The following is a 25,986-nucleotide window of genomic DNA, read 5'->3' on the forward strand; positions in this document are numbered from 1 at the left end:
CACATGTCCTCACCGTCGGCCCCGATCGTCGCCCAACCCCGTGACCTGGAGTTTTGCGCTTATTGCTCGCACGTCAACATCTTGTTAACGCTGATGTGCGCGCCCTAACGTCTCGCTGACCGCAAGGCCCCGGTGGAAGTTCAAGGGCGAACGTTAGGTATCCACATGTTGACCATCCTCGGCTTCGGCATGATTGCCACCTTCCTGGTGTTGATCATGATGAAGAAGGTGTCGCCGATCGCGGCGCTCGTGCTCATCCCCGCTCTCTTCTGCGTCTTCGTGGGCAAGGGAGCCAAGCTCGGCGACTACGTCGTCGCGGGCATCGGCGATCTCGCGCCCACCGCGGCGATGCTGATGTTCGCCATCGTCTACTTCGGGCTGATGATCGACGTCGGCCTCTTCGATCCGGTCGTGCGCGGCATCCTGAAGTTCGCGAAGGCCGACCCGGTCCGCATCGTCGTCGGCACCGCCGTGCTCGCGGCGATCGTGTCCCTCGACGGCGACGGCTCCACCACGTTCATGATCACCGTCTCGGCGATGTACCCGCTGTACAAGCGCCTCAAGATGAGCCTGATCGTGATGACCGGTGTCGCCGCGACCGCCAACGGCGTCATGAACACGCTGCCCTGGGGCGGCCCCACCGCCCGTGCCGCGACCGCGCTGAAGCTCGACGCCAGCGACATCTTCGTGCCGATGATCCCGGCGCTCGCCGTCGGTCTGCTCTTCGTCTTCGCTCTCGCCTACGTGCTGGGCCGCCGCGAGCGCAAGCGCCTCGGCTACCTGTCCCTCGACGAGGTCACCGAGACCGTCACCGAGACGTCCGACGAGAAGGTGCTCGTCGGTGCGGGGGCCTCCGGCGGCAAGGCTTCCGGCTCCGGGACCGGTTCCGGAGCCGGCAAGAAGGCCTCTGGTGGAGCCGGTACGGGTTCCGGGTCCGCCGCGCCCTCGTACGAGAACGAGGACGGCGAGACCTTCGCGGCTCTCGACCCGAACCGTGCCACCCTGCGCCCCAAGCTCTACTGGTTCAACGCGCTCATGACGGTGACGCTGCTCACCGCGATGATCATGGAGTGGCTGCCGATCCCGGTCCTGTTCATCCTGGGCGCCGCGCTCGCCCTCACGGTGAACTTCCCGCACATGCCCGACCAGAGGGCCCGCATCGCCGCCCACGCCGAGAACGTCCTGAACGTCTCCGGCATGGTCTTCGCCGCCGCTGTCTTCACCGGCGTCCTCCAGGGCACCGGCATGGTCGACCACATGGCCAAGTGGGTCGTCGGCGGCATCCCCGACTGGATGGGCCCGCACATGGCGCTCGTCACCGGCGTCCTGTCGATCCCGTTCACGTACTTCATGTCGAACGACGGCTTCTACTTCGGCATCCTGCCCGTCCTCGCCGAGGCCGGGAACGCGCACGGCGTCTCCACCCTGGAGGTCGCCCGCGCCTCCCTCATCGGCCAGCCGCTGCACATGTCGAGCCCGCTCGTCCCCGCCGTGTTCGTCCTCGTCGGCATGGCCAAGGTCGAGTTCGGCGACCACACGAAGTTCACGGTCAAATGGGCCGCGCTCACCGCGCTGGTGATCCTCGGCGCCGGATTCCTCTTCGGGATCCTCTGACCTCGATGAGTCTCACTACAGAGCCCGGCAGGAGAGGCTGGCTGCTCCGCCTCGTCATCGCCTTCAGCTTCGCGCAGGGGGCGGTGTCGATGGCGCGGCCCGCCGTCTCCTACCGGGCTCTCGCGCTCGGTGCGGACGAGCGCGCGATCGGTGTGATCGCGGGCGTGTACGCGCTCCTTCCGCTGTTCGCGGCCGTACCGCTCGGCCGCCGCACCGACCACGGCCGCTGCGCGCCCCTGTTGCCCGTCGGCGTCGTCCTCATCGCCGGCGGCTGCGCGCTCAGCGGCACCGCCGACTCCCTCGCCGCGATGGCCACGTGGAGCGGGGTGATGGGGCTCGGTCATCTGTCGTTCGTGATCGGCGCGCAGTCGATCGTCGCCCGCCAGTCCGCTCCGGCCGAACAGGACCGCAACTTCGGTCACTTCACGATCGGCGCGTCCCTCGGCCAGCTCGTCGGGCCGATCGTCGCGGGCGCGCTCATCGGCGGGCCCGATCTGGGGGCCACGAGCGCGCTCGCGCTGCTCGTCGCGGCCGCCGTCGCCGCGGTGTCCTTCACCTCGCTGTGGCGCATCGAGCACCCTCGTACGACGACGGGTGCGGCCGCGTCCTCCGGGCCACGTGTGCCGGTCGGCCGGATCCTGCGCACCAGGGGTGTGCCCGGCGGCATCTTCATCTCGCTCGCCGTGCTGTCGGCCACGGACATCCTTACGGCGTATCTGCCGGTCGTCGGCGAGCACCGGGGGATCGCGCCGTCCGTCGTCGGTCTGCTGCTGAGCCTGCGGGCGGGCGCCACGATTGCCTGCCGGCTGGTCATGACGCCGATGCTGCGTGTCCTGGGACGGGCGGCACTTCTCGCCACCACCTGTCTGGTCGCCGGGGTCATGTGCGCGGGGATCGCGCTGCCTGTGCCGGTGTGGGCGCTCGCGCTGATGCTTGCCGTTCTCGGGTTCTGCCTGGGTGTCGGGCAGCCGCTGTCCATGACGACGGTCGTTCAGGCGGCGCCTGATGATGCCCGGTCCACGGCGCTCGCGCTGCGGCTCACCGGTAACCGGCTGGGGCAGGTGGCGGCGCCGGCCGCCGCCGGGCTCGTGGCGGGGGTTGCAGGTGTCGCGGCGCCGTTCTTGATGCTGGGCGTACTTCTTGTGGGGGCGGCGGGGGTTGGGATGCGGAGCGGGGGTGGGGGGTCCTCCGGGCGGGGTCTCTTCCCCAAGCCCGCCCCTTCCCGAACCGGGACTCCGCCCCGGACCCCGCTCCTCAAACGCCGGAGGGGCTGAAAGGGTGGGGCGGCGGAGAGTTGAAGGCGGGGCTGGTTGATGGGGGCTGGTGCGGCCTGGCGTGCGGCCTGGCCCGCCCTTCCCGAACCGGGGCTCCGCCCCGGACCCCGCTCCTCAAACGCCGGAGGGGCTGAAAGGGCCTAGCTCAGCGCGGCCTGGGCCCGGGCGAATATGGCCCTGGCCTCCGCCTCCGCCAGGCGTTCGCCTGCCTGTTGGGCTCGGGTCGCTTCGGCCTCGGCGAGCGTTGCCGCCTGGGCGGGGCGGCCTGCCTCCAGGTGGGCCCAGGCCGGGAGGTGGCCCGCGTCCGTCGTGCCCGCCAGCAGTGCCAGCGCCTCCTCGGGACGGCCCCGGCGCACACCCAACTCGGCCCGGGCCAGCCGTACTTCCTGCTGGGCCTGCCGGTCGCCCTGCGCGTCGGCGGTCCGGCCCGCGCGGTCCAGGAGGGCGGCGCAGGACTCCGCGTCACCCGACCTCATCCGTACCCGTGCGAGCGCGGCCAGCGCATACGGCGCGCACCAGCCCGTGTGCGGCTCCGACTCGCGTACCGCGTCCTGCGCGAGGTCGTGCGCCGCGTCGTACTCCTCCAGGAGCAGTTGGAGTTCGGCGAGATTGGCCCGCTCGAAGGCCGCCGCCGTCGGGTCGCCTGAGCGCTCGGCCAGCGCGAGGGCACGCTCGCCCGTCGTCACGGCCTCCCGCAGCCGCCCCGACCGGCGCGCGTGCTCCCGCAGGACGGACAGGACCGAGCCGAGCAACTGCGGATCCCCGTACGCCTCCGCGTGCGGCAGCGCACGGTCCGCGACGGGCCTCGCCTGCGCGAAGCGCCCGGCGAGGGCCAGCGACGTGGCCTGCGTGGCGAGCGAACGCGCGAGCAGGCCGCGCTGTTCGGGACCCGTCACGCGCAGCGCCGCCGCGTGCGCCGCTTCTCCCGCGGTGACGGCCTCCGGGTAGCGCCCGGTGACGAAGTACAGGATCGAGCGGGCGAGATGGTGCGCGGTGGCCGCCTCGAGCGCCGTTCCCGCGGCGGGCGGCGCCGCGTCGAGGAGGGCGAGCCCCTCCTCCGTGGAGCGGGTCTTCGCGAGGACCTCGGCGAGCCGGGCCGAGGCCAGGACGCGCCCGTCCGCGTCGCCGCGGCGCGCCAGGTCGTCGAGGGCCTCGCGCAGCACCCGTGCCGCGTCCTCGTACCGCGCCATGCGGCGCAGCACGGCCGCCCGGTCGATCCTGGCTCGCGCCGACTCGGCGGCGAACGCGTCGAGGCGGTCGGTGAGCTGGGCGTAGTAATGGTCCGCGGTGTCGTTCGCGCATAGGGCGGCGGCCCGCTCGGCGGCCTGCCGGAGATAGCCGGTGGCGCGCGGGTCGTCGGCGCGGGTCAGATGCGCGGCGAGCGTGTCCACGGCGTCGGGCCTGCGCCGCAGCACGGCCTCCGCGTACGCCGAGTGGAGGAGGCGGCGGCGGGCGGCCGAGAGGCGCTCGTAGCAGGTGAGGCGTACGAGGGGGTGGCGGAAGGTGAGACCGGGCACGGTGCGCCCGTCGGCGACGACGTCCCGTTCGGCGAGGACCGAGGCCGCGACGGCCGCGTCGGCGCCGGACGTCGCCTCGGCCACGGAGAGCAGCGGGTGCAGCCCCGCGCTCGCGACGTCGAGCACCTCGGCGAGCGCCGCGTCCCCGCCGGCCACCGCCACGGCCTCCACTACGCGTCGGGCGGCGGGCCCGAGCCCGGCGAGCCGTGCGGCGACCAACTGCCGTACTCCCGAAGGTGTTTGAGGCTCCGCGTCGCTCCCGTCCGTGCCGAGGCGCCGGCGTCCGTCGCCGAACGCCCGCGCCAGTTCGAGGGCGAACAGCGGGTTTCCGAGCGACAGGTCCCACACCCGCCCGGGCACGTCGGCGCCGGTCGGCAGGCCCAGCGCGTCGGCGGCGAGCGTCAGGCAGTCGTCACGGCCCAGGCGGCCCAGGTCCACGTGGCGCGCGAGCCGTTGGCGTACGAGTGAGTCGAGACCCGCGCGGCGCGGATCGTTCTCGGTCAGCTCCTCCGCGCGGTACGTCACCACGAAGCGCAGGGGGCCGCGGGCTGTCCTGGCCCGCCGCGCCAGATGCCCGAGGAGCTGGAACGAGCCCGTGTCGGCCGCGTGCAGATCGTCGAGGACGACCAGTACGGGCGCCGTTCCCGCCAGGTCGCCCAGCAGCCCGGCCGCCGCGCGGAACAGCCGCTCCCGCTCCTCCTCGGGGCTGCGTTCCGCGCCCCCGCCGGCCTGGCCGAGCGACGGGAGCAGCGAGGCCAGTTCGGGGTACTCGGCGCCGGCGCGGGCCCGTTCGGCGGGCGGCCGGTCCGCGAGCCATCCGTCGAGCGCCTCGACGAACGCCCCGAACGGCGTGTGCCCCTCCGCGTCGTGCCCCGCGCCCCACAGCACCGCCGCGCCCTCGCCCGCGGCCCGCCGCGCGGCCTCGGTCACCAGGCGCGTCTTGCCGAGTCCCGCCTCGCCGCCGACGAGTTGGACGGGTGGCGCGTCGGGCGCGAGGAGCAGGCCGAGCGCCGCCTCACGCCCGCGCAGGGGCGTGGGTGCCGGGCCGCGAAGGGCGGCCGGCGGGGCGAAGCCGCCCGCGGGCCGGGCCACCGGGGCCGCGGAGCTGCCGCTGTCGAGGGCGAGCAGATGGAGCCGCTCGGTCTCGGGCCCCGGCCGCACGCCGAGTTCGGCGTCCAGGGACTCCCGGCAGGCGTGGAACTGGCGGACGGCCTGGCGGCGCAGGCCCTGGCGCAGATAGGCGCCGATCAGGATCTGATGGGCGCGCTCGTCGGCGGGGTTCTCGTCCAGGGCGCGCCGGGCGACCGCCGCCGCTTCCTCCGGGGCGCCCTCGTCGAGGAGCGCATCGGCGAGGGCGATCCGCACCCGCTCGGACACCACGGCCAGCTGCTCGCGCCGGGCCTCGGCCCAGGGCGCGTACCGGTCCTCGGGCAGCAGCTCCCCGGTGAACGCGTCCAGGGCGGCGGCCAGTTGGGAGGAAGAGCCCGATCCGAGGGCTCTGTCCGCCAGCTGCTCGGCGTGGTCGGCGTCGATCCACACCGCGTGCGGGTCGAGCCGCAGGAGCGCCCCGTCGGCGGTGAGGTACGAGGAGGCGGCGCGCGGGGCGAGTTCCGGTTCCAGCGCGCGCCGTGCGGCGTGCAGGGCGACGCGCAGGCTGCCGAGCGCGGACGACTGGTCGGCGTCGGGCCAGCAGATGTCCATGGCCTGTTCGCGGTGCAGGCTGTGGCCGGGGGAGACCGCGAGGAGTTTGACGAGGGCGCGGGCACTGGGGCGCGGCCAGCGCTCGGCGAGCGCGGGACCGCTGTCGCGAGTCGCCCGGAACCCGCCGAAAAGGTGCAGGCGCAGCAGTGGGGGAGCGGGCTGCGTGCCGTGGTTCGTCTCTTCCGCGCCCATAAGGGCGCACTTTAACTCCCCCCTCCGGGCACGCCACAGGCCCCCCGAACGGACGTCCGGAGGGCCTGCGGGGAAGCGGTGAACGTCAGGAGAGTGTGTTCACCGTCATCTGGGAGATGGCGGTGAACTGCTGGAGGTACCGGCCGCCGAGCAGTTCGGTCATCCGGTCATAGCCGGTCTCGTCGAAGCCGAGGTTCACGAGCTCGTCGACTCCGTCACCGTCCAGGTCGCCGGAGAAGTACTCCCTGGCGCCCATGAGCGTCACGCGGCCCACCCCACCGGGGTAGTTGCGGCCCGCGGTGAGCACGGCCGGGTCGTAGAGGTCGGCGCCCGCATCCGTGCCCGCGACGAGGAGCCGCTTCCCGCCAGGTCCGGCCAGGAAGCCTCCGGTCTCCGTGGTGGCCATGGTGAAGATCGAGTAGTCCTGGCCGCCGGCCGCGTAGGTGCGGAACGCTGCGGTCCCCGCCAGGTTCAGCCCCTCCGGACCGGTGAAGTAGTTCCCGAGCGTCCAGGCGCCGCCCGCCAGGCCCTGGTGCAGGACCTCGCCCGTGCGGCTGTCGCGGATCTCGACGACGTTGGTCAGGCTGGTCGCGTCAGGCGTGCCCGAGGCGGTCGTGGAGGTCGCCGTCATCCACGTGTAGACGACCGCGTGCCCGTCGGCGTACGGGATCTTCGGCGAGGTGAAGACGCCGTTCTTCAGGGCGGCCCCGTACAGCTTGCCGTCGACCGCCTCGGCCGGGGCCTTCGGGGACGCGGTCCAGCGGACGGTGCCCTTCGCGGCGTCGAGTGCGACGCCGTCGACCGTGGGCGAGTCCTTCTCGAGGGAGTCGCTGCTGGTGTACTGCGCGTACACCCGGCCCTCGCCCACCGCGGGGTCGCCGAACACGACGCTTCCCGCGCTGTCCGGCGCCGCGTACGTCCACAGCGCAGAGCCGTCGCTGCCGCGGTACGCCCGCAGCTTGTCCGTCGGCACGAGGACGTCGTCTCGCTTGTCGCCGTCCAGGTCGGCGACCGTCACGGAGCGGACGAACTGCCCCCTCCCGTCGATGCGTTCCAGGACCTTGCCGGTGCGGCCGTCGAGGACCGCGACCGCCGTGTCCGCGGCCACCGCGAAGTCGTCGACGCCGTCGCCGTTGACATCGCCCTTCTCGATCCGGTGCACCTGGCCCGGCACGGTGGCCTTCCACAGGAGCTTCGGCTTGCCCGCGGTCAGCGAGGGACCCGAGTAGGCCCACACGCCGTTGGACTTGCCGCCGACGACCAGGTCGTTCTTCTTGTCGCCGTCGAGATCGGCCGATGCCGAGGACGACAGATCGCCCTGGAAGGGCAGCACGCCCTGCTGCTTGCCGTTGCCGAACCCGTAGGTGCGCAGGTTCTGGTTCTGGTCGACCGTGCGGATGTGCTGGCCGTCGGCGTCGCGGTAGACCTGGGCGAACATCGGCGAGGCGCCGACTCCCTTCTCGCGCCAGCGCACGTCGCCGCTGCCGGAGAACACGGTGAGCGAGGCGTACTGTCCGCCCCCGGGGTTCTCCGCGGAGTTCATGCCCGTGTCGTCCTGGGCGGCCGTCACGAGGCTGCCGTCGACCACGTCGAGGCTCCACGCGCTCGGCCCGTCGTGGCCGTTGTCGGCGGCCCGCTTGACGGTGGAGGACCACTGCAGGGAGGACGGGTCCGAACCGTCCACGACGCGGACGGTGTTGGCGTTGATGTACAGGTACGGGTCGAGCGCGGACTCGCTGACCACGTACTCGGGCTTCCGGTCGCCGCGCAGGTCACCGATCGTCATGTCGGTGGGCAGCGCGTTGACCCGGGTGTCGAGCGTGGTCCGCTTGCCGTCGGCCAGGGAGTAGGCGTCGATCTCGTACTTCACGCCGACGTTCGGGTCGGACTGCTCCAGGGCCACGAGCCGGCCACGCGCGGTGTCCAGGTGCAGCTGGCGCGAGTAAAGAGCGCTGTCCGTCTGCCACTTGACCTTGCCGTCGGCGGTGTCGAGCACGAGGGTGCGCCCGCGCCCGGCCGTCGTGGCGGTCCTGCGCTGGTTGTACGACGCGGCGACCAGGCCGCCGCCGAGGTCCTCCAGGGCGCCCCACGCGGTGCCGGTGCGCACTCCCGTGTCGTACGTCCACGTGTCGGTGGGCTTCAGCGCCCCGTCGGCGTACGAGAAGCGGATGCCGGAGACCGTGGCGGTCGCGGCGGCCGGGGAGTTGAGGTTGTAGTACGGCGCGTCAGTGACGACGAGCGTCTTGCCGACCAGCTTCACGTTGTAGGCGTACGCGTACAGCTTCGACCACAGCGTCTTGCCGGTCTTCCCGTCGAGGACGGTGACGAAGGTGCCGTTGGCGAGGGTGGAGCCGGGCGAGGTGAAGGGGCGGTACGGGTTTACGCCGACGCTGGCCGAGAACACCACGTCGTCCACGCCGTCGCCGGTCAGGTCGCCGGTCACGTACCCCTGGTCGGAGGCCGGTGTGAAGGGGCTGACCGCGTTGTAGCCCATGACGATGCGCGCCGGGTACGGCTCGGTCTGCCAGGGCCGGGAGTTCTTGACGCCCCAGTCCGCGTACAGCGAGGCGTTGTCGCGGCGCCACAGGGCGGTGCCGTCGGCCTTGCTGCGCTGGACGCTGCCCAGGCTGTGCAGGGTGAAGTAGTCGCCCCCCTTGCCCCTGGCGGGGACGGTGGCGGCGAGGCCGCGCACGCCTTCCAGCGCGGACTTGGGGGAGATGGTGACGGCGCCGTCGGTGCCGGTGCCTTCGTCGAGGTGGGAGCCGGAGCCCTGCCCGTCCGTGCCGGAGGCGCCGGAGTCCTTGGTCGCGCCCTGCGGGTCGACCGTCTCGCGGTCGGCGTCCGCGTAGGGGTTGAGCTGGGCGTGGTCCGCGAGCTTCTCGGCCTGGCTGTCTGTCAGCGTCAGCAGCAAGCTGTCGTCGTCGGCCGCGAGGGCGGGCGGCGCGGCGCTCAGCGCCAGACCGGCCGCGACCAGCGCGGAGGCGAGCCGCAGTGCCCGCCGGGAGTTGCTTCTCATCACTTGGTCCCCTGCGCGATGCGGATGGCGGCCTTGTCCGTGAGGACCGGCTCGTTGAAGGAGTACTGGAGGGCGTCCGTGCCGGCCTGGTTCTCGATGCCGACGGTGGCGCTCGCCCCGCCGCCCGGCACGGCGAGGTACTGGAGGGTGACGGCGCCGGTGGCCTCGTCGAAGACGGCCTCGAAGGAGACGCGGCCCGAACTGCCGTTCGCGAAGGCGGCGTTGTTCCAGACGACGGCGAACTTCCGGCTGCCGGCCGTACCGGTGGTGGAGGTCTGCACGCTCGACTTCTTGTCCAGGGTCAGGTCGTCCCAGAACGCGGCGACGGTGCCGTTCGGCTTGTCCGCGGACGGAAGTGCGACGTTCTCGTAGTCGCCGAGCCGCGGCTCCATGAAGTTGATCAGGCCGTTCGTGGTGACGCTCGCGCTGGAGTAGGAGACGCCGTACACCTTCACCGGGAAGGGCAGAGCGATCGTCCTGGCGTCCTCGTCTCCGCTGAGCGCGACCTTGCTGCTGCCGGCGATCCAGGAGTACGTGGCGGGGGTGCAGCTGTTGCCGGCGCTGTCGGAGCGGGCGGGCACCCGGGCGGTGAGCGTCTCGTCGCCGTCCACGGTCAGCTTGCCGTTGTACGTGCCGTTGCACAGGACGGGCGCGGCGGGCGTGGCGGTCAGCGCGTACGAGCCCTCGGCGACCTTCGGCAGGGTGAAGTGGCCGGTGGCGTCCGTGGTGACGGAGGCGACGGGCGTGCCCGCGACCTGGACGGTGGCCTTGGCGAGCGGCTTGCCGGTGACGTCGAGGACGGTGCCGGACACGGCGTGCGAGGCGACCGCGCTCAGGGCGAAGTCCTCGGTGGCCTGCTCGCCGGTGGTGACGGTGACGCCCGACCTGGCGCCGTCCGCGTAGCCGTAGCCACCGAGGGCGAAGTCGTACGTGCCCGCCGGGAGCGTCAGCCGGTAGGAGCCGTCGGCCGCGGTCGTCACGGTGCGGGTCGAGGTGGCCCCCGAGGCCTTCACGGTGACGCCGGACAGCGCGGAGCCCGTCGCCTTGTCGGTGACCTTGCCGGTGACGACGGCCGCCGTGTGCGGGGCCTTGTCGACGGAGGCGAAGATGTCGAGCTTGCCCTCGCCCCATACGTTGTTCGCGCCGGCGGTGCCGCCGCAGTGTGTGTCGTCGACGTCGACGGCGCCCTCGTTGAGGATCTTGCGGGTCTCGTCGATGTTGCCGATGAGAGAGGGGGCCGACGACCAGAGCAGGGCCACGGCGCCCGCGACGTGCGGGGTCGCCATCGACGTACCGGAGATCGCCTTGTAGGTGTTGCCCGGCCAGGTGGAGCGGACGTTGACGCCCGGGGCCGAGATGTTCGGCTTCATCGAGCCGTCGAGCCGGGAGGGCCCGAAGCCGGAGAAGGACGCGATCTTGCCGTCGACGTCGTAGGCGCCGACGCCGTACGCCGGTGCCTGCGAGCCCGGCGCGTGGCCGGTCGAGCAGGTCACGCCGTCACCGTCGTTGCCGGAGGCGAACGCCTCGAAGATGCCCGCCGCGTTCCACGCCTCGACGATGTCCTGGTAGAACGTCGTGTCGCCGCCGCCCCAGGAGTTGTTCACGATGTCGGGGGCGAGGTCGGGGCGCGGGTTCTGGCCGTTGTGGTCGGTCGGGGCGAGGATCCACTGACCGGCCGCGAGCAGCGAGGAGTCCGAACAGGAGCTGGACTCGCAGCCCTTGGCGGCGATCCACTTCGCGCCGGGCGCGACACCGACGCCGCCCGCGCCGACCATGGTGCCCATCGTGTGGGTGCCGTGGCCGTTGTTGTCACAGGGCGCCGAGGTGGGGCACTGGCCGGTCGGGTCGTACCAGTTGTAGTCGTGCGTGAAGGAACCGTCGCCGTTGTTGCCGCGGTAGTTGGCCTTCAGCGCCGGGTGGTCGTACTGGACGCCCGAGTCGACGTTGGCGATGACGACGCCCTCGCCCCGGTCGTCGTACTGGTCCCAGACCTGGTCGGCCTTGATGTCCTTGACGCCCCACTCGGGGGTGACCGGATCGGCGTCGGTGGCCGCGTCCGACACCTGGCTCTCGGTGGCGTCCAGCTGGTACTTCTGCTCCTTGACGATGCTCGCCACGTCGGCGCGCTTCGCCAGGTCCTGAACGAGCCGCTCGTCGCCGGTCACCTTGAGCGCGTTGGCGATCCAGAAGGACTCGTAGCCGACCTTCTCCTTGTCCAGGTAGGACCGCAGGGGCTGCTGACTGTCCTTCGCCTCGGCGCGCAGCGCGGCGAACGCCGCCTTCGCCTTGGCCTCGTGCGACTTCCTGCCCTGCGCTTCGGACAGGTCCGCCTGCTTCTTGAGGACGACGAAGAAGGTCGCTTCCTTGCCCTTCCCGACGGTGTCGAGAACGGCGGAGTCGACCTTGGCGGTGCTCTTCGGGGCGGTGCCCTTCGCTGCCGCGTCGGACTGTGCGATGGCGGGGGCCGGGCCGATCAGGACGGCGGCCGCCGTGATCGCGGCCACTGCCCATGAATGGGGTCTCCCCTGTTCGAGCGAAGTCGAGAACTTGGGGAAGGATCTGCGCCGGGGGGATCGGGGCAGGTGCATAGGAGCGCTCCTCCAGGACTGGTACGGGGGAGCCCGCCCGCCGCCGTACCCACGGGGGAGGTACGGAGGCGGGGCGGGCTGGTCCGGGACGCTAAGAGGGGGCCGTTACTGGCGCATTACCGGCCTGGACGAGGCGGACTTCGCGCGCTGGGCGTGGCACCGTGACGGGAGCCATGGAAGTGGCCTCTGGCGCCCAAAAACTAACGGCGCTAGTTTGGGCCGCGGACGACTACGCCGTAACGGACGACTGTGCCATGGACGCGGCACCCCGGGAGGAACAGCCATGAAGGCCCACGACGGGATGTACATCGGCGGCGAGTGGCGGGCCGCCGCGGGCACGGACACGATCGCGGTGGTCAACCCGGCCGACGAGCAGGTCATCGCCCATGTCCCGGCGGGCGTCGCCGAGGACGTCGACGCCGCCGTGTTCGCCGCCCACGAGGCGTTCCCCGCCTGGGCCGCGACCCCGCCGGCCGAACGCGCCGCGCGGATCGCCGCCCTGCGCGACGTCCTCGTCGCCCGCAAGGACGAGATCGCCGAGACGGTCACCGCCGAACTCGGCGCGCCCCTCCAGTTCTCGCAGACGGTGCACGCGGGCGTGCCGATCCTGGTCGCCGGCTCGTACGCCGAGCTCGCCGCCTCGTACGCCTTCGAGGAGAAGGTCGGCAACTCCACCGTCTACGCCGAACCGGTCGGCGTCGTCGGCGCGATCACGCCCTGGAACTACCCGCTCCACCAGATCGTCGCGAAGGTCGCCCCCGCGCTCGCGGCCGGGTGCACCGTCGTGCTCAAGCCCGCCGAGGACACCCCGCTGACCGCCCAGCTCTTCGCCGAGGCCGTCCACGAAGCAGGCATCCCCGCGGGCGTGTTCAACCTCGTCACCGGCCTCGGCCCCGTCGCGGGCCAGGCGCTCGCCGAGCACCCGGGCGTCGACCTGGTCTCCTTCACCGGGTCCACCGCCGTCGGCAAGCAGATCGGCGCCACCGCGGGCGGGGCCGTCAAGCGCGTCGCCCTCGAACTCGGCGGCAAGTCCGCCAACGTCATCCTGCCGAGCGCCGACCTCGCCAAGGCGGTCGGTGTCGGCATCGCGAACGTCATGGGCAACTCCGGCCAGACGTGCAGCGCCTGGACCCGCATGCTCGTCCACACGTCCCGGTACGACGAGGCGGTCGAGCTCGCCGCCGAGGCCGCCGCCAAGTACGGCGACCGCATCGGCCCGCTCGTCAACGCCAAGCAGCACACGCGCGTGCGCGGCTACATCGAGAAGGGCGTCGCCGAGGGTGCCCGCCTCGTCGCCGGCGGCCCCGAAGCCCCGCGCGAGCAGGGCTACTTCGTCAGCCCGACCGTCTTCGCCGATGTCACCCCCGAGATGACCATCGCCCAGGAGGAGATCTTCGGCCCGGTCGTCTCGATCATCCGCTACGAGGACGAGGGCGACGCCCTGCGCATCGCCAACGGCACCGTGTACGGCCTCGCGGGCGCCGTCTGGGCGGCCGACGACGCCGAGGCGGTGGCGTTCGCGCGCCGCATGGACACCGGCCAGGTCGACATCAACGGGGGCCGCTTCAACCCCCTCGCCCCGTTCGGCGGTTACAAGCAGTCGGGCGTCGGCCGCGAGCTGGGTGCCCACGGCCTGTCCGAGTACCTCCAGACCAAGTCCCTCCAGTTCTAAGGGAGTCCAGATCCACATGGTCCGCGCCGCAGTACTGCCCGCCGTCGGCTCCCCGCTGGAGATCACGGACATCGACCTGCCCGAGCCCGGTCCCGGGCAGGTCCGCATCAAGCTCGCCGCCGCCGGGGTCTGCCACTCCGACCTGTCCCTGACCAACGGCACGATGCGCGTGCCCGTCCCCGCCGTGCTCGGCCACGAGGGCGCCGGCACGGTCGTCTCCGTCGGCGAGGGTGTCACGCACGTTTCGCCCGGTGACGGGGTCGTCCTCAACTGGGCGCCCGCGTGCGGAAAGTGCCACGCCTGCTCGCTCGGCGAGGTGTGGCTGTGCGCCGATGCCCTCACCGGCGCGGGCTCCGTGTACGCCCGCCGCTCCGACGACGGCAGCGACCTCCACCCCGGCCTGAACGTCGCCGCGTTCGCCGAGGAGACCGTGGTCGCCGCGAACTGCGTCCTGCGCGCCCCCGAGGGCGTCCCGCTCACCGACGCGGCCCTCCTCGGCTGCGCCGTCCTGACCGGATACGGCGCCGTGCACCACTCGGCGCGGGTCCGTGAGGGCGAGACGGTCGCCGTCTTCGGCGTCGGCGGGGTCGGCCTCGCCACGCTCCAGGCGGCCCGCATCGCCGGCGCCTCGAAGATCATCGCCGTGGACGTCTCCCCGGAGAAGGAGGAGCTGGCCCGCAAGGCCGGCGCCACGGACTACGTCGTGGCCTCCGAGACGACCGCACGCGAGATCCGCGGCCTCACCGGCAAGCAGGGTGTGGACGTCGCGGTCGAGTGCGTGGGCCGCGCCGTGACCATCCGTACGGCGTGGGAGTCCACGCGGCGCGGCGGCCGCACCACGGTCGTCGGCATCGGCGGCAAGGACCAGCAGGTCACCTTCAACGCCCTGGAGATCTTCCACTTCGGCCGCACGCTCTCCGGCTGCGTCTACGGCAACTCCGACCCGGCGAAGGACCTCCCGGTCCTGGCCGGGCACATCCGCGCGGGCCGCCTCGACCTGAGCGCCCTCGTCACCGAACACATCGCCCTCGACGGGATCCCCGCCGCCTTCGACAACATGGTCGCGGGCAAGGGCGGGCGGGCGCTGGTCGTCTTCTAGGCCCGCGCCCCATGACCCCGGCCGCCCCCGCGCGGCCGGGGCCACAGGGCTGCCCGCGCACGGCGGGAGCTTTCCCATGTGCAGGCAAAAACTGCTGATGCACAACCCGTTGACCCGCGTACCGTCCGGTCAGTATGTTCCCGGGACCGCGGCGCCGCGGACCGTCCCCTCCCCGCAGTCACCGGAGTGTGCACGCATGGACACGGCACCATCCGCTCGCCCCGCAGCGCCCGCTTCCCCCGAAGCCGAGACCCGCGCCCGACGAAAGGTCGCCACCGCCGCCGCGCTCGCCTCGGCCGTCGAGTGGTACGACTACTTCGTCTTCGGCATCGCGGCCGCCCTCGTGCTCGGAGACCTCTACTTCCCCTCCGGCAGCTCGTCGGCGGGCGTCCTCGCCGCCTTCGCGACCTTCGCCGTCGGCTTCCTGGCCCGCCCGCTCGGCGGGGTCATCGCCGGCCAGCTCGGCGACAAGCGCGGCCGCAAGCCCATGCTGGTCCTCGCCCTGACCCTGATGGGCCTCGCCACCACGGGCATCGGCCTGCTCCCCACGTACGACACGATCGGCGTGGCCGCGCCGATCCTCCTCGTCGCCCTGCGGGTCGTGCAGGGCCTCGCCGTCGGCGCCCAGTGGGGCGGCGCGATGCTGATGGCCACCGAGTACGCCCCCGAGGGCAAGCGCGGCCTCTACGGCAGCCTCGTCCAACTCGGCGTCCCCATCGGCGTGGTGACCGCCAACACCGTGTTCCTCGTCGCCGGCGCCTTCACCAGCGACAGCGCGTTCACCGCGTGGGGCTGGCGACTCCCCTTCCTGGTGGGCCTGCTCGTCCTGGCGCTGGCCTGGTACATCCACGCGAAGGTCGAGGAGACCCCCGAGTTCAAGGCGGCGGAGGCGGAACTGGCGAAGGCGGAGGCGGACCGCTCCCGCTCCCCGCTGCGCAGGATCCTGCGCGAACACCTCGGCACGGTCTTCCTCGCGGGCGGCTCCTTCGCCGTGAACACCGCGACGTTCTACATCATCATCACGGGAGTCCTCGACTACACGACCCGTGAACTCGGCATGAAGCGCGAGGCCGTCCTCACCGTCTCGCTCTGCATCAGCCTCACCCAGCTCGCCCTGATCCCCGCGTCGGCGGCCCTCTCCGACCGCATCGGACGGCTGCGGATCTACGCACTCGGCGCGGCGGGCCTCGTCGTGTGGGCCGTGCCGATGTTCCTGCTCATCGACACGGGCTCACTGCTCTGGCTGGCCGTGGGAACGTTCGTCACCAGCTGCTTCCTGAGCATCATGTACGGGCCTCAGGCCGCGCTGTTCGCCGAGCTGTTCACCGCGGAGATGCGCTACACCGGCGCCTCGCTCGGCTACCAGATCGCCGCGGTGTTCGGCGGCGGGCTCGCGCCGTTCGTGATGGTGCTGCTCCTGGAGGCGACCGGTACGTCGATGGCCGTCTCCGGCTACATCATCGGGCTCGGCGTGATCGCCCTGATCTCCATCAAGGTGCTTGCGGGGCGGGCGGCTGCGCGCTGAGTGCCGCCATCGGCTCCGGCGCCGTGGGCGCCGGAGCCGATGTCCGCAGCCCGGGGAAGGACCGGGCCGCAGCCAGGAAGGCGAACGTCGTCAGGACGAACGGCCAGGTGAACGTGTGCCCGCCGGACGGCGCGAACACCGCGGCCAGGGCCGGCGTCGCGGCGGTCGCGGTGAACGCGCCCACCACGGCGTACCCGAGAGTGCGCGGGCCCGCCTCCAGGAACACCCCGCACAGGGCCAGCGCCACGAGGATCGCGTTGTAGCCCATGGTCCCGTCCGCGATCCGCGCGGCGGGAGCGCCGAGCGCCCACGCCGAGAGGATCCCGACGAGGCTGCCCGCGCACGCCACGGCGGCGGCCCGGCGGCTCGCGACGAGGAGCGCGGCGAGGACCAGAGCGCCGACGTACCACTGCGGCATGAAGAAGATCTCGGCGAAGCCGGTGAAGAACCCGTGCCACAGGTCGGAGAAGCCGAGCGAGGTCGGCCCCGTCGCCGCGCTCGTGAGGGCGGCGAGGCCGTCGCCGTGGTGCCAGATCCGCTCGAACCCCGGTGCCGCGATGGTCATCGCGCTCGCGAGGAGGCAGTAGGGGAGCGTCAGCGACGGCAGGTTCCACACGCCGAGCAGATTGACGACGGCCGCGGTGACGACGGTGACGACGACGCAGCCGGCCGCCGCGAGCAGCGCGGTCGACAGATGGTCGGCGCCCAGGAACACCGCGAAACACAGCGCCGTCAGACAGGCGTTGAACCCTTCGAGCCCGGTCGAGACGCGCTCGCGGTCCGCGCCCAGCAGCCGCGAGGTGGCCGTGCCGAGCGCCGTTCCGGCGATCCCGTAGAGCCCGTACTCCCACCCCGCCGCGAACAGCGCCACGGCGAAGAGCAGTCCGGCCGGGACGCTGGACAGAAAGGTGACCTGAGCCTGCCCCCGCAGGACCTGAACGCCGAATCGCCTACAACCCGCACCCCGATCAAGGGCTGATTCGCCAGGAGTTGGGCCGTTCTTGGCCTGCCGCATCCCATGCTCCCGTGTTACGTCCCTGTTTCGCCGAGCAGAACGGAGGCACTGTACAGACATCCCCCGAAGTCCGGAAGAAGGGGCCTATCACGGCAGGAAGCGCGCTCCCCGCTAGCGCAGCGACTCCGCCCCGATCCCCAAGGCGTCGCCGAACGCCCGCTCCCCGTCCGGCGTGACCCTCACGGCCCGCTCGGACCCGATCCGCACGACCCAGCCCGCGTCGAACGCGTGGCTGCAGAGCGCCGCGCCCGCCGTCCCCGCGAGATGCGGCCGGCGCTCGGTCCAGTCCAGGCACGCCCGCGCCATGGGCCTGCGCCCCGACCGCTCAAGGCCGATCCCCAACGCGGCGAACAGGTCCACGCCTTGCGGGGTCAGCGCGAACCCCGCGTCCGTCTGCAGATCCCCGCGCCGGACCAGCGCGTCCGTGAGCGCGATACCGAGACGCCCCGCGAGATGGTCGTAACAGGTGCGCCCGCGGGCCATCGCGTCCCGCGCGCTCGCCGCCCGCAGCGTCGCCGGCCGCTCCCCGCCGTCCGGCGGCGCGTACGCCGCCAGTTCCTCCACGAGCCCCGCCACCCGCGCGTCCGCGAGCCGCACATAGCGGTGGCGGCCCTGCCGCTCCTCGGCGAGCAGGCCGCCCGCGACGAGCTTGCCCAGATGCTCGCTCGCGGTCGAGGCGGCCACGCCCGAGTGCCGCGCGAGTTCACCGGCGGTCCACGCCCGCCCGTCGAGCAGGGCGAGCAGGCAGGCCGCGCGGGTCTCGTCGGCCATCAGTGCGGCGAGCGCGGCGAGGCGCGGTGCGCCGGGTTCCCTGGACTTCATGGGTCAAGCATGCGCCCGGCACCGTTCGGTGGCGGCCGAAACGTCAGTGCAGCGCCGCGACCTGCTCGTACTGCTGCGCGAGCCCGTCGAGGAGCGCCCGCAGGCCCGTCTCGAAGGCCCGCTCGTCGATCAGTTCCTGCCGGTCGGCGAGCAGGTGCGCCTGGCCGAGGTGCGGGTAGTCGGCGGGGTCGTACGCCGTCTCGTCGTCGACGAAGCCTCCGGCGAACGAGCCGAGCGCGGAGCCCGTCACGAAGTACCGCATGAGCGCGCCGATCGATGTGGCCTGCGCCGGGGGCCAGCCCGCGTCCACCATCGAGCCGAACACGGCGTCGGCGAGCCGGAGTCCCGCGGGCCTGCGGCCGGGCCCCTGGGCGAGCACGGGAACGATGTTCGGGTGCTCGAGGAGGGCCGCCCGGTAGGACACCGCCCAGTCGTGCAGGGAGGTGCGCCAGTCGCGCCCGTCCGCGGGGTCGAACATCGCCAGGTCGACCTGCGCGCTCACCGAGTCGGCGACCGCCTCCAGGATCTGGTCCTTGGTGCGGAAGTGGTTGTAGAGCGAGGGGCCGCTCACCCCCAGCTCGGCGGCGAGCCGCCGGGTCGAGACGGCGGCGAGGCCCTCGGCGTCGACGAGCGAGAGCGCCGCCGTGACGATGCGGTCTCTGCTCAGGAGGGGCTTGCGCGGTCGGGCCATGCGGCACATAGTAGGGCTGTCAGCCAAAAACTAGCAGTGCTAATTTAGTGCTCATTCACTTATGCCTGAGGTGTGGTCCATGAATCTGGAGCTCAGCGAGGAGCAGGCGGCCGTGAGGCAGCTCGCCAGGGACTTCGTGGCGCGCGAGATCACCCCGAACGTCGTCGGCTGGGACCGCGCCGAGGAGGTCGACCGCCACATCGTCAAGAAGCTCGGCGACGTCGGCTTCCTGGGCCTGACCATCGACGAGGAGTACGGCGGCTCGGGCGGCGACCATCTCGCGTACTGCCTGGTCACGGAGGAGCTGGGGCGCGGCGACTCGTCCGTGCGCGGCATCGTCTCCGTCTCGCTCGGCCTGGTCACCAAGACCGTCCAGTCGTACGGGACCGAGGAGCAGAAGCGGGAGTGGCTGCCGCGGCTCACGGCCGGCGAGGCCCTCGGCTGCTTCGGGCTCACCGAGCCCGGGACCGGCTCGGACGCGGGCAGCCTCACCACCCGGGCCGTCCGTGACGGCGACGACTACGTGATCAACGGCTCCAAGATGTTCATCACGAACGGCACCTGGGCCGACGTGGTCCTTCTCTTCGCCCGCTCCACCGACGCGCCCGGACACAAGGGCGTCACCGCCTTCCTGGTCCCCACGGACACCCCCGGCCTCACCCGCCGCACCATCCACGGCAAGCTCGGCCTGCGCGGCCAGGCCACCGCCGAACTGGTCCTCGAGGATGTCCGGGTCCCCGCCTCCGCGATGCTCGGGCCCGAGGGCAAGGGCTTCTCCATCGCCATGTCGGCGCTCGCCAAGGGGCGCATGTCCGTGGCCGCGGGCTGCGTGGGCATCGCGCAGGCCGCGCTCGACGCCGCCGTGGGATACGCGGCGGAGCGCGAGCAGTTCGGCAAATCCATCGCCTCGTACCAGCTGGTGCAGGAGCTGATCAGTGACATCTCCGTCGACGTGGACGCCGCGCGCCTGCTGACCTGGCGCGTCGCCGACCTCATCGACCGCGGCGAGGACTTCGCGACCGCCGCCTCCAAGGCGAAGCTCTTCGCCTCCGAGGCCGCGGTGCGCTGCGCGAACAACGCCCTCCAGGTCTTCGGCGGCTACGGCTACATCGATGAGTACCCCGTCGGCAAACTCCTGCGCGACGCCCGCGTCATGACCCTCTACGAGGGCACCAGTCAGATCCAGAAGCTCATCATCGGCCGCGCGCTCACCGGTGTGTCGGCCTTCTGAGACCGGGCTGTCGAGCCCGGCTTCCGGGTCCGGCTTCTGAGTACGTTTCTGAGTACGCGAGCGGATGGGGGTGCGCCCTCATCCGCTCCATGCTGTCGCCCATGAGTGACACACCGGTCAAGCACAGGACCACCAACGCCTTCTACGGACAGGCCGTCGCCTCCTTCGCGCTCGCGCTCGTGGCGACCGCCGTCGGGGTCTACCGCATCGACGCCAGCGGCTGGGTCCGCGGCTTCCTCGCCATCGCCGTCCTCTATCTGACGACCTCCGCGTTCACGCTCGCCAAGGTCATCCGGGACCGTCAGGAGGTCGATCAGGTCGTCAGCCGTATCGACCAGGCCCGCATCGACAAGATCCTCGCCGAGCACGATCCCTTCAAGCCCGTCGCCTGACGTACGGAACTAAGCGCTCGCTCACCTGTAGGGGTATGGTGTTCGTCCTGTCCACGGGAGGATGTGAGCGAGCGATGAGCGCGGAGCGGCACGGCCAGAACGAGGCTGCCACGGACGACATGTCCTGGGCCGAGGTCACCCCGGACGCGGCCAGGAGGCTGCTGATCGCCGCTGTCCAGGCGTTCGCGGAGCGCGGCTATCACGCGACCACCACCCGGGACATCGCGAGCCGGGCCGGCATGAGCCCGGCCGCGCTCTACATCCACTACCGGACCAAGGAGGACCTGCTCCTCCGCATCAGCCGCATCGGCCACGAGAAGGCCCTGGAGATCCTCAAGGACGCGGCCGCCGAGGAGGGCACGGCCTCCGAGCGGCTCTCCGAGGCCGTACGGTCCTTCGTCCGCTGGCACGCGGCCCGCCACCTGACGGCCCGCGTCGTGCAGTACGAGCTGGACTCGCTCGGCGAGGAGCACCGGCCGGAGATCGTGGCCCTGCGCCGCGAGAGCGACGCCACCGTGCGCGAGATCATCAACGACGGTGTGAAGGCGGGGGAGTTCGACGTCCCCGACGTCCCGGGCACGACCCTGGCCGTGCTGTCGCTCTGCATCGACGTGGCGCGCTGGTTCAACACGGAGGGCCGCCGGACACCCGACGAGGTCGGCGCGCTGTACGCCGACCTCGTCCTGAGGATGGTGGGGGCCCGGGTTTCCTGACCCCGGCGGGGCTCAGAGGTAGTAGCGGGACACCGACTCGGCGACGCACACCGGCTTGTCGCCTCCGTCGCGCTCCACGGTGAAGGCGACCGAGACCTGGACGCCGCCGGGCACGTCGTCGACGCCGGTGATCTTCGCGGTGGCGCGCAGCCGGGAGCCGACCGGCACCGGGGCGGGGAAGCGGACCTTGTTCGTCCCGTAGTTCACGCCCATCTTCATGCCGTCGACCTTGATCAGCTGCGGTCCGAAGAGGGGGAGCAGCGACAGGGTCAGATAGCCGTGAGCGATCGTCGTGCCGAACGGCCCGTCCTTGGCGCGCTCGGGGTCGACATGGATCCACTGGTGGTCACCCGTGGCGTCCGCGAACTGGTCGATCCGCTTCTGCTCGATCTCGACCCAGTCGCTGAACCCCAGCTGCTCGCCCACCGCCGCGCGCAGCTCGTCGACCGTCGCGAAAACCCTCGGCTCTGCCATGTCCTGGCCTCCCATGTATGCACCATGTGTGGATGTCTAAGGCGGATGTCTAAGCGCTTGCTCAGCATGCTAGGGCGGGCGACCTCTGTCAACGACGGCAGGGTCGGCGCAGTAGGCTCGGCACGGTGCCCCAGATTCCAGTGAAGATCCACGAACTCACCGTCGGTCAGCTGTCGGCGCGCAGCGGAGCCGCCGTCTCGGCCCTGCACTTCTACGAGGCCAAGGGTCTGATCAGCAGCCGTCGCACGACGGGCAACCAGCGCCGCTACCAGCGCGACACCCTGCGCAGGGTCGCGTTCATCCGCGCCGCGCAGCGCGTCGGCATCCCGCTCGCCACGATCAGGGACGCGCTGTCCGAACTGCCCGAGGAGCGCACACCGACCCGCGAGGACTGGGCACACCTCTCCGAGGCCTGGCGTTCCGAACTGGACCAGCGCATCCACCAGCTGGGGCGGCTGCGCGACCACCTGACCGACTGCATCGGGTGCGGCTGTCTGTCCCTGGAGAACTGTGTCCTGTCGAACCCGGGCGACGTGTTCGGCGAGCGCCTCACCGGATCCCGCCTGATGAAGGAGAACCGGGAGGGCGCCTGAGGCGCCGCCGCTCAGCGGGGCGCGGAGACCAGCCCCGACTCGTAGGCGATGATGACGAGTTGGACCCGGTCCCGGGCGCCCAGTTTGGTGAACAGGCGCGCCACGTGCGACTTGGTCGTGGCCACGGTGATGTACAGCTCGTCGGCGATCTCGCTGTTCGACCGGCCGAGCCCCACCAGCGTCAGCACCTCGCGCTCCCGCTCGGTGATGCCCTCGACCGGGCGCGGCGCGCGGGCGGGCGACGGCTCGGGGCGGCCGACGAAGTCCGCGATGAGGCGCCGCGTGATGCCCGGCGCGATCAGCGCGTCCCCGGCGGCGACGACCCGGATCGCGGCGAGGATGTCGTCGAGCGCCATGTCCTTGACCGCGAAGCCGCTCGCGCCGGCGCGCAGCGCGCCGTAGACGTGGTCGTCCTCGTCGAAGGTCGTCAGGATCAGCACACGGGCCGCCCCCGGGCCCGAGGTGACCAGGCTCGTGGCCTCGATCCCGTTCATGCCCGGCATCCGGATGTCCATCACGATCACATCGGGCCTGACCTCCCTCGCCAGCCGGACGGCCTCCTCGCCGTTCGCGGCCTCCCCGACGACCTCCAGATCGGGGGTGTCGGCGATGAGGACGCGCAGCCCGGAGCGTACGAGCGGCTGGTCGTCGGCGAGCACCACGCGCACGGTCATCGGGCGTCCGCCCCGGCTGGGGCGGCGTCGTCCGTGGCCGTGGCCGTGGCCGTCGGCTCCGGCAGCGGCAGCCGTGCCGCCACCCGGAAGCCCCCCTCGGGCCGCGGCCCCGCGCTGAACTCCCCGTGCAGCAGCGCCACCCGCTCCCGCATCCCGGTGATCCCGAACCCCGTGCCCGCCCCCGCGCCCCGCATCCCGCGCCCCTCGTCGACGATTTCCACGGACAGCTCATCCTCCCCGAACTCAACCATCACCCGGCACCGCCCGGCGCCCGAGTGCCGCACCACATTCGTCAGCGCCTCCTGGGTGATCCGGTACGCCGACAGGCCGATGTCGGGCGGCAGTTGACGCCGCTGCCCGCTCCAGCGCAGGTCGACCTCGACGCCCGCGTCCGTGGTCGTGGCGGCCAGGCGCTCCAGGTCGCCGAGGCCCGGCGCGGGCCCGTGCGGCGCCGTGCCGGGCTCAGTCGAAGGGCCCGACCTGCGCAGCGCGACGAGCGTGCGCCGCAGCCCCGACAGGGTCTCCCTGCTGGTGGCCTCGATGGCGCTCAGGGCGGCCCGCGCCTCCAGCGGCTGCGTCTCGATGACCCGGCTGCCGACGCCGGCCTGGATGGCGATGATGCCGATGCTGTGCGCGACCTGGTCGTGCAACTCGCGGGCGATCCGCAGCCGTTCGGCCGTGATCGCCTCGGCCACCTCGTGCGACCGCAGCTCCGTCGCGTGCTGCCGGCGCTCGCGGCCGAGGAGGCCCACGACGCAGGCGGTGACCAGTGCGAGGAGGGCGATCGTCCCGATCACGACGAGATTGTCGGGCCCGCTCGTGAAGCCGAGGATCGTCAGACACTGCGTGAGGAACGTGAGGCAGACGGCGATCACCGACGCCCGCAGGGTACGGGTCGCGACGACGTACCCGAGCGTGATGTCGACCGCGACGAACGGCACGAACCACACAGGGCCGTGGTACTTGGCCATCGGCGGCAGGAGGGCGGTGACGAGCAGCATCATGACCAGGGCCGCCATGGGCCTGCGCCGGATCATGCCGACGAGCAGGACCGTCGCGAGCGCCGAGCCGCAGGCCGGGAGGATGCCGGGCGCCCGCCGGTCGGCGCTGACCGCGGGGAGCAGCGCGATGAACGGATACAGGGCCGCGCCGATCCAGGTCAGGACGGAGCGGGAGCGCCCGAACGTGCGCCGGGGCGGCGAGGGTGTCGAGGTGGCGTCCACACAGGGATCGTAGGCGCGCCGCCCGCCCCCGGCATGAGCCCACGGGATGCATCCCACGGGCGCACTCCGCCTCCTGCGAGGGCCACCGACGGGCCGATGCGCGCCCCGTCCTCGCACCGGCACCGTTGCCCTCGTGATCGAAGTCAGCGAACTCACCAAGCGGTACGGCGACAAGACCGCCGTCGACCATCTCTCCTTCACCGTGCGGCCGGGGCAGGTCACCGGGTTCCTCGGCCCGAACGGCGCGGGCAAGACGACCACCATGCGGATGCTCCTCGGCCTGGACACTCCCACCGCCGGCACCTCCACCATCGGCGGCGTCCCCTTCCGCACCCACCCGCGCGGCCTGCGCCACGTCGGCGCGCTGCTCGACGCCCAGCAGGTGCACGGCGGGCGCAGCGCCACCGCGCATCTCGGCGCCCTGGCTCGCGGGAACCGCATCCCGGCGAGCCGCGTGGCGGAGGTGCTCGCCGAGGTGGGCCTGACCGAGGCGGCCGGGCGCCGCATCGGCGGGTTCTCGCTCGGCATGAAGCAGCGGCTCGGCATCGCGGCGGCCCTGCTCGGCGACCCTCCTGTCCTGATGTTCGACGAGCCGATCAACGGCATGGACCCGGAGGGCGTGCTCTGGGTGCGTGGGCTCTTCCGCCGCCTGGCCGCCGAGGGACGCACCGTCTTCCTCTCCAGCCATCTGATGACGGAGATGGAAAGCACCGCGGACCAGCTCGTGGTGATCGGACAGGGCCGTCTCATCGCCGCCGAGTCCGTACGGGAGTTCGCGGCCCGCAGCACCCGCTTCAGCGTGCTGGTCGCGACGCCGCAGGCCGGCGAGCTGACGGCCGTCCTCACGGCGGCCGGGGCGTCCGTCGAGCCGCACGGTCCGCCGGACGCGGCCAGGATCGCCGTGACCGGGCTGCCCGCCGAGCGCATCGGAGCGCTCGCCTTCGAGCACCGGGTCATGCTGCACGAGCTGACCAACCGCACGGCCTCGCTGGAGGAGGCGTTCATGGAACTCACCGCCGGCAGCGTCGAGTACCTGTCGGGAGACGCGGGAAAGGCGGGTCAGCCCCGATGACGAGCACGACTCCCCATGCCACTGCCACCACGTCCACCGCCGTGGGTGAACCGCCTGCCCGCTTCCCCGACCTCGTCGCCGCCGAGTGGATCAAGGTACGGTCGCTGCGCTCCACCCCCTGGGTGATCGTCCTGGTCACGCTGGTCGTGACCGGCGTCGCCGCGGCCCGCGCCCTCGCCGACTACAACAACTTCCCGTCCTACGACGCCCTCACCCGACGGGACCACCCGTTCTCGCTGGGCGACGCCTTTCCGGCGGAGGCGTATCTGACGCTGATGCTCGCCGCCGTGGCCGTCGGCGCGATCGCCACGGTCAGCGAGTACGGCAGCGGCCTCATCCGCACCACTACGGTGGCCGTCCCCGCGCGCGGCGCCGTGGTCCTCGCCAAGGCCGTCGTGCAGGCCGTCCTGTGGGCCGTGGTCGGTGCGCTCGTCGCCCTCTGCTCGTTCCTCGTCTCCCAGGCCATCCTCGAAGGGCGGGACGCCGCGATCCCGATCAGCGACCCCGACGCACTGCGGGCGTTCGCGGCCTCCGCCCTGCTCGGCCCGGTGTGCGCGCTCGTCGGCCTCGGCCTGGGCGTCCTGATCCGGCACAGCGCCACCACCGTCGTCGCGGGCTCCTTCGTCCTGCTCCTGCTGCCGGTCTTCTTCTCGTCCCGCAAGCCGCTGTCCGCCGCCTTCGCCAACGCGATGGTGCGCAACGCGTGGCAGCGTCTGGCCCAGATCTACGGAACGCCGGCCGAGGCGTACAACGGGGCCACGGTCGCCGGGAGCTGGACCGTGTACGTGCTCTGGCCGCTGGTGGCGCTCGCCCTGGCGCTGGTCGTCGTACGGCGCCGGGACGTGTGACCGTATCCGTCCGCAACCGGATCCGGACGTCCGGAAGTCT

20 protein-coding genes are annotated in these 25,986 nt (G+C 72.2%); 11 read left to right on the forward strand and 9 right to left on the reverse strand.

The features are described 5' to 3' along the window. Positions 1–165 precede the first annotated feature (165 nt). Together OHO83_RS34260 and OHO83_RS34265 are read left to right on the forward strand one after the other, a co-directional pair. Positions 166–1,614, forward strand: coding sequence for a CitMHS family transporter (locus OHO83_RS34260; RefSeq protein WP_330280215.1), 1,449 nt, complete (start codon positions 166–168; stop codon positions 1,612–1,614). Between the two features lie 5 nt (positions 1,615–1,619). Next, entirely contained in the window at positions 1,620–2,888 is a 1,269-nt protein-coding gene (locus OHO83_RS34265) for an MFS transporter (RefSeq protein ID WP_330280216.1), read from the forward strand. A gap of 140 nt (positions 2,889–3,028) precedes the next feature. Here the strand turns inward: OHO83_RS34265 and OHO83_RS34270 are convergent, their stop codons facing one another. The 3 genes from OHO83_RS34270 to OHO83_RS34280 form a co-directional block, all read right to left on the reverse strand. Beyond that, complete coding sequence (locus OHO83_RS34270) at positions 3,029–6,298, reverse strand: ATP-binding protein (RefSeq protein WP_266668811.1); 3,270 nt, start codon at positions 6,296–6,298, stop codon at positions 3,029–3,031. A gap of 85 nt (positions 6,299–6,383) precedes the next feature. Next, the gene (locus tag OHO83_RS34275) at positions 6,384–9,314 is read right to left on the reverse strand and encodes an FG-GAP-like repeat-containing protein (protein WP_330280217.1); all 2,931 of its coding nucleotides are present in this window, start codon (positions 9,312–9,314) and stop codon (positions 6,384–6,386) included. Next, positions 9,314–11,902 carry a S8 family serine peptidase gene (locus tag OHO83_RS34280; protein WP_330280218.1) on the reverse strand — a complete coding sequence of 863 codons (2,589 nt, stop codon included), beginning with the start codon at positions 11,900–11,902 and terminating at the stop codon, positions 9,314–9,316. The genes OHO83_RS34275 and OHO83_RS34280 overlap by 1 nt, the downstream gene beginning before the upstream one ends. Positions 11,903–12,185: 283 nt before the next feature. Here OHO83_RS34280 and OHO83_RS34285 point away from each other — a divergent pair, with 283 nt between their 5' ends. The 3 genes from OHO83_RS34285 to OHO83_RS34295 all read left to right on the forward strand — a co-directional run bounded on the left by OHO83_RS34285 (position 12,186) and on the right by OHO83_RS34295 (position 16,198). After that, entirely contained in the window at positions 12,186–13,574 is a 1,389-nt protein-coding gene (locus OHO83_RS34285) for an aldehyde dehydrogenase family protein (protein WP_330280219.1), read from the forward strand. A 16-nt stretch (positions 13,575–13,590) separates the two neighbouring features. Beyond that, positions 13,591–14,673 carry a Zn-dependent alcohol dehydrogenase gene (locus OHO83_RS34290; protein ID WP_330280220.1) on the forward strand — a complete coding sequence of 361 codons (1,083 nt, stop codon included), beginning with the start codon at positions 13,591–13,593 and terminating at the stop codon, positions 14,671–14,673. A gap of 196 nt (positions 14,674–14,869) precedes the next feature. Beyond that, positions 14,870–16,198, forward strand: coding sequence for an MFS transporter (locus tag OHO83_RS34295; protein WP_330280221.1), 1,329 nt, complete (start codon positions 14,870–14,872; stop codon positions 16,196–16,198). Here OHO83_RS34295 and OHO83_RS34300 read toward each other — a convergent pair. From OHO83_RS34300 to OHO83_RS34310, 3 genes are read right to left on the reverse strand one after another with little or no spacing between them, the layout of a single operon-like run. Further along, entirely contained in the window at positions 16,164–17,273 is a 1,110-nt protein-coding gene (locus OHO83_RS34300) for an urea transporter (RefSeq protein ID WP_405601882.1), read from the reverse strand. The genes OHO83_RS34295 and OHO83_RS34300 overlap by 35 nt on opposite strands. Before the next feature lie 51 nt (positions 17,274–17,324). Continuing rightward, a complete protein-coding gene (locus OHO83_RS34305) occupies positions 17,325–18,035 on the reverse strand; it encodes an ArsR/SmtB family transcription factor (RefSeq protein ID WP_330280222.1) in 711 nt (236 codons plus the stop codon). A gap of 43 nt (positions 18,036–18,078) precedes the next feature. Continuing rightward, positions 18,079–18,726, reverse strand: coding sequence for a TetR/AcrR family transcriptional regulator (locus tag OHO83_RS34310; protein ID WP_266668804.1), 648 nt, complete (start codon positions 18,724–18,726; stop codon positions 18,079–18,081). 79 nt (positions 18,727–18,805) lie between these two features. Between OHO83_RS34310 and OHO83_RS34315 the strand changes: the two genes are divergently transcribed. From OHO83_RS34315 to OHO83_RS34325, 3 genes are all read left to right on the forward strand, one after another. Next, positions 18,806–19,957 carry an acyl-CoA dehydrogenase family protein gene (locus OHO83_RS34315; RefSeq protein ID WP_266668802.1) on the forward strand — a complete coding sequence of 384 codons (1,152 nt, stop codon included), beginning with the start codon at positions 18,806–18,808 and terminating at the stop codon, positions 19,955–19,957. A 101-nt stretch (positions 19,958–20,058) separates the two neighbouring features. Next, a complete protein-coding gene (locus OHO83_RS34320; RefSeq protein ID WP_266668801.1) occupies positions 20,059–20,349 on the forward strand; it encodes a YiaA/YiaB family inner membrane protein in 291 nt (96 codons plus the stop codon). Positions 20,350–20,423: 74 nt separating this feature from the next. After that, a complete protein-coding gene (locus tag OHO83_RS34325) occupies positions 20,424–21,062 on the forward strand; it encodes a TetR/AcrR family transcriptional regulator (RefSeq protein ID WP_266668800.1) in 639 nt (212 codons plus the stop codon). A gap of 12 nt (positions 21,063–21,074) precedes the next feature. Here OHO83_RS34325 and OHO83_RS34330 read toward each other — a convergent pair whose 3' ends face one another. Next, positions 21,075–21,536: a MaoC family dehydratase gene (locus OHO83_RS34330; RefSeq protein WP_330280223.1), complete on the reverse strand. Its 462-nt coding sequence runs from the start codon at positions 21,534–21,536 to the stop codon at positions 21,075–21,077. A 125-nt stretch (positions 21,537–21,661) separates the two neighbouring features. Between OHO83_RS34330 and soxR the strand changes: the two genes are divergently transcribed. Then, positions 21,662–22,129 (forward strand): redox-sensitive transcriptional activator SoxR, encoded by a 468-nt coding sequence (soxR, locus tag OHO83_RS34335; protein ID WP_266668799.1) that lies wholly within the window; start codon positions 21,662–21,664, stop codon positions 22,127–22,129. An 11-nt stretch (positions 22,130–22,140) separates the two neighbouring features. On the opposite strand, the gene OHO83_RS34340 is transcribed toward soxR, so the two are convergent. Both OHO83_RS34340 and OHO83_RS34345 read right to left on the reverse strand, forming a co-directional pair. Further along, on the reverse strand, positions 22,141–22,803 hold the full coding sequence (locus OHO83_RS34340) for a response regulator transcription factor (RefSeq protein ID WP_329435884.1): 663 nt from the start codon (positions 22,801–22,803) through the stop codon (positions 22,141–22,143). Continuing rightward, the gene (locus OHO83_RS34345; protein ID WP_330280224.1) at positions 22,800–24,026 is read right to left on the reverse strand and encodes a sensor histidine kinase; all 1,227 of its coding nucleotides are present in this window, start codon (positions 24,024–24,026) and stop codon (positions 22,800–22,802) included. Before OHO83_RS34345 ends, OHO83_RS34340 begins: the two co-directional genes overlap by 4 nt. Before the next feature lie 133 nt (positions 24,027–24,159). On the opposite strand from OHO83_RS34345, the gene OHO83_RS34350 reads away from it, so the two are divergent. Together OHO83_RS34350 and OHO83_RS34355 are read left to right on the forward strand one after the other, a co-directional pair. Further along, complete coding sequence (locus tag OHO83_RS34350) at positions 24,160–25,098, forward strand: ABC transporter ATP-binding protein (RefSeq protein ID WP_266668793.1); 939 nt, start codon at positions 24,160–24,162, stop codon at positions 25,096–25,098. Then, the gene (locus OHO83_RS34355) at positions 25,095–25,946 is read left to right on the forward strand and encodes an ABC transporter permease (RefSeq protein WP_266668791.1); all 852 of its coding nucleotides are present in this window, start codon (positions 25,095–25,097) and stop codon (positions 25,944–25,946) included. The genes OHO83_RS34350 and OHO83_RS34355 overlap by 4 nt, the downstream gene beginning before the upstream one ends. The last annotated feature ends 40 nt before the right edge of the window (positions 25,947–25,986 follow it).

It is taken from the genome of Streptomyces sp. NBC_00569 (genome assembly GCF_036345255.1).
GTDB lineage: Bacteria > Actinomycetota > Actinomycetes > Streptomycetales > Streptomycetaceae > Streptomyces.

What these genes read in the sequence shown, in the direction of transcription:
- OHO83_RS34315 (WP_266668802.1), top strand. Translation starts at nt 18,806, where the DNA reads ATGAATCTGGAGCTCAGCGAGGAGCAGGCGGCCGTGAGGCAGCTCGCC.
- OHO83_RS34300 (WP_405601882.1), bottom strand. Translation starts at nt 17,273, where the DNA reads ATGTCTGTACAGTGCCTCCGTTCTGCTCGGCGAAACAGGGACGTAACA.
- OHO83_RS34285 (WP_330280219.1), top strand. Translation starts at nt 12,186, where the DNA reads ATGAAGGCCCACGACGGGATGTACATCGGCGGCGAGTGGCGGGCCGCC.
- OHO83_RS34355 (WP_266668791.1), top strand. Translation starts at nt 25,095, where the DNA reads ATGACGAGCACGACTCCCCATGCCACTGCCACCACGTCCACCGCCGTG.
- OHO83_RS34275 (WP_330280217.1), bottom strand. Translation starts at nt 9,314, where the DNA reads ATGAGAAGCAACTCCCGGCGGGCACTGCGGCTCGCCTCCGCGCTGGTC.
- OHO83_RS34265 (WP_330280216.1), top strand. Translation starts at nt 1,620, where the DNA reads ATGAGTCTCACTACAGAGCCCGGCAGGAGAGGCTGGCTGCTCCGCCTC.
- OHO83_RS34340 (WP_329435884.1), bottom strand. Translation starts at nt 22,803, where the DNA reads ATGACCGTGCGCGTGGTGCTCGCCGACGACCAGCCGCTCGTACGCTCC.
- OHO83_RS34320 (WP_266668801.1), top strand. Translation starts at nt 20,059, where the DNA reads ATGAGTGACACACCGGTCAAGCACAGGACCACCAACGCCTTCTACGGA.
- OHO83_RS34305 (WP_330280222.1), bottom strand. Translation starts at nt 18,035, where the DNA reads ATGAAGTCCAGGGAACCCGGCGCACCGCGCCTCGCCGCGCTCGCCGCA.
- OHO83_RS34280 (WP_330280218.1), bottom strand. Translation starts at nt 11,902, where the DNA reads ATGCACCTGCCCCGATCCCCCCGGCGCAGATCCTTCCCCAAGTTCTCG.
- OHO83_RS34270 (WP_266668811.1), bottom strand. Translation starts at nt 6,298, where the DNA reads ATGGGCGCGGAAGAGACGAACCACGGCACGCAGCCCGCTCCCCCACTG.
- OHO83_RS34310 (WP_266668804.1), bottom strand. Translation starts at nt 18,726, where the DNA reads ATGGCCCGACCGCGCAAGCCCCTCCTGAGCAGAGACCGCATCGTCACG.
- OHO83_RS34260 (WP_330280215.1), top strand. Translation starts at nt 166, where the DNA reads ATGTTGACCATCCTCGGCTTCGGCATGATTGCCACCTTCCTGGTGTTG.
- OHO83_RS34290 (WP_330280220.1), top strand. Translation starts at nt 13,591, where the DNA reads ATGGTCCGCGCCGCAGTACTGCCCGCCGTCGGCTCCCCGCTGGAGATC.
- OHO83_RS34330 (WP_330280223.1), bottom strand. Translation starts at nt 21,536, where the DNA reads ATGGCAGAGCCGAGGGTTTTCGCGACGGTCGACGAGCTGCGCGCGGCG.
- OHO83_RS34295 (WP_330280221.1), top strand. Translation starts at nt 14,870, where the DNA reads ATGGACACGGCACCATCCGCTCGCCCCGCAGCGCCCGCTTCCCCCGAA.
- OHO83_RS34325 (WP_266668800.1), top strand. Translation starts at nt 20,424, where the DNA reads ATGAGCGCGGAGCGGCACGGCCAGAACGAGGCTGCCACGGACGACATG.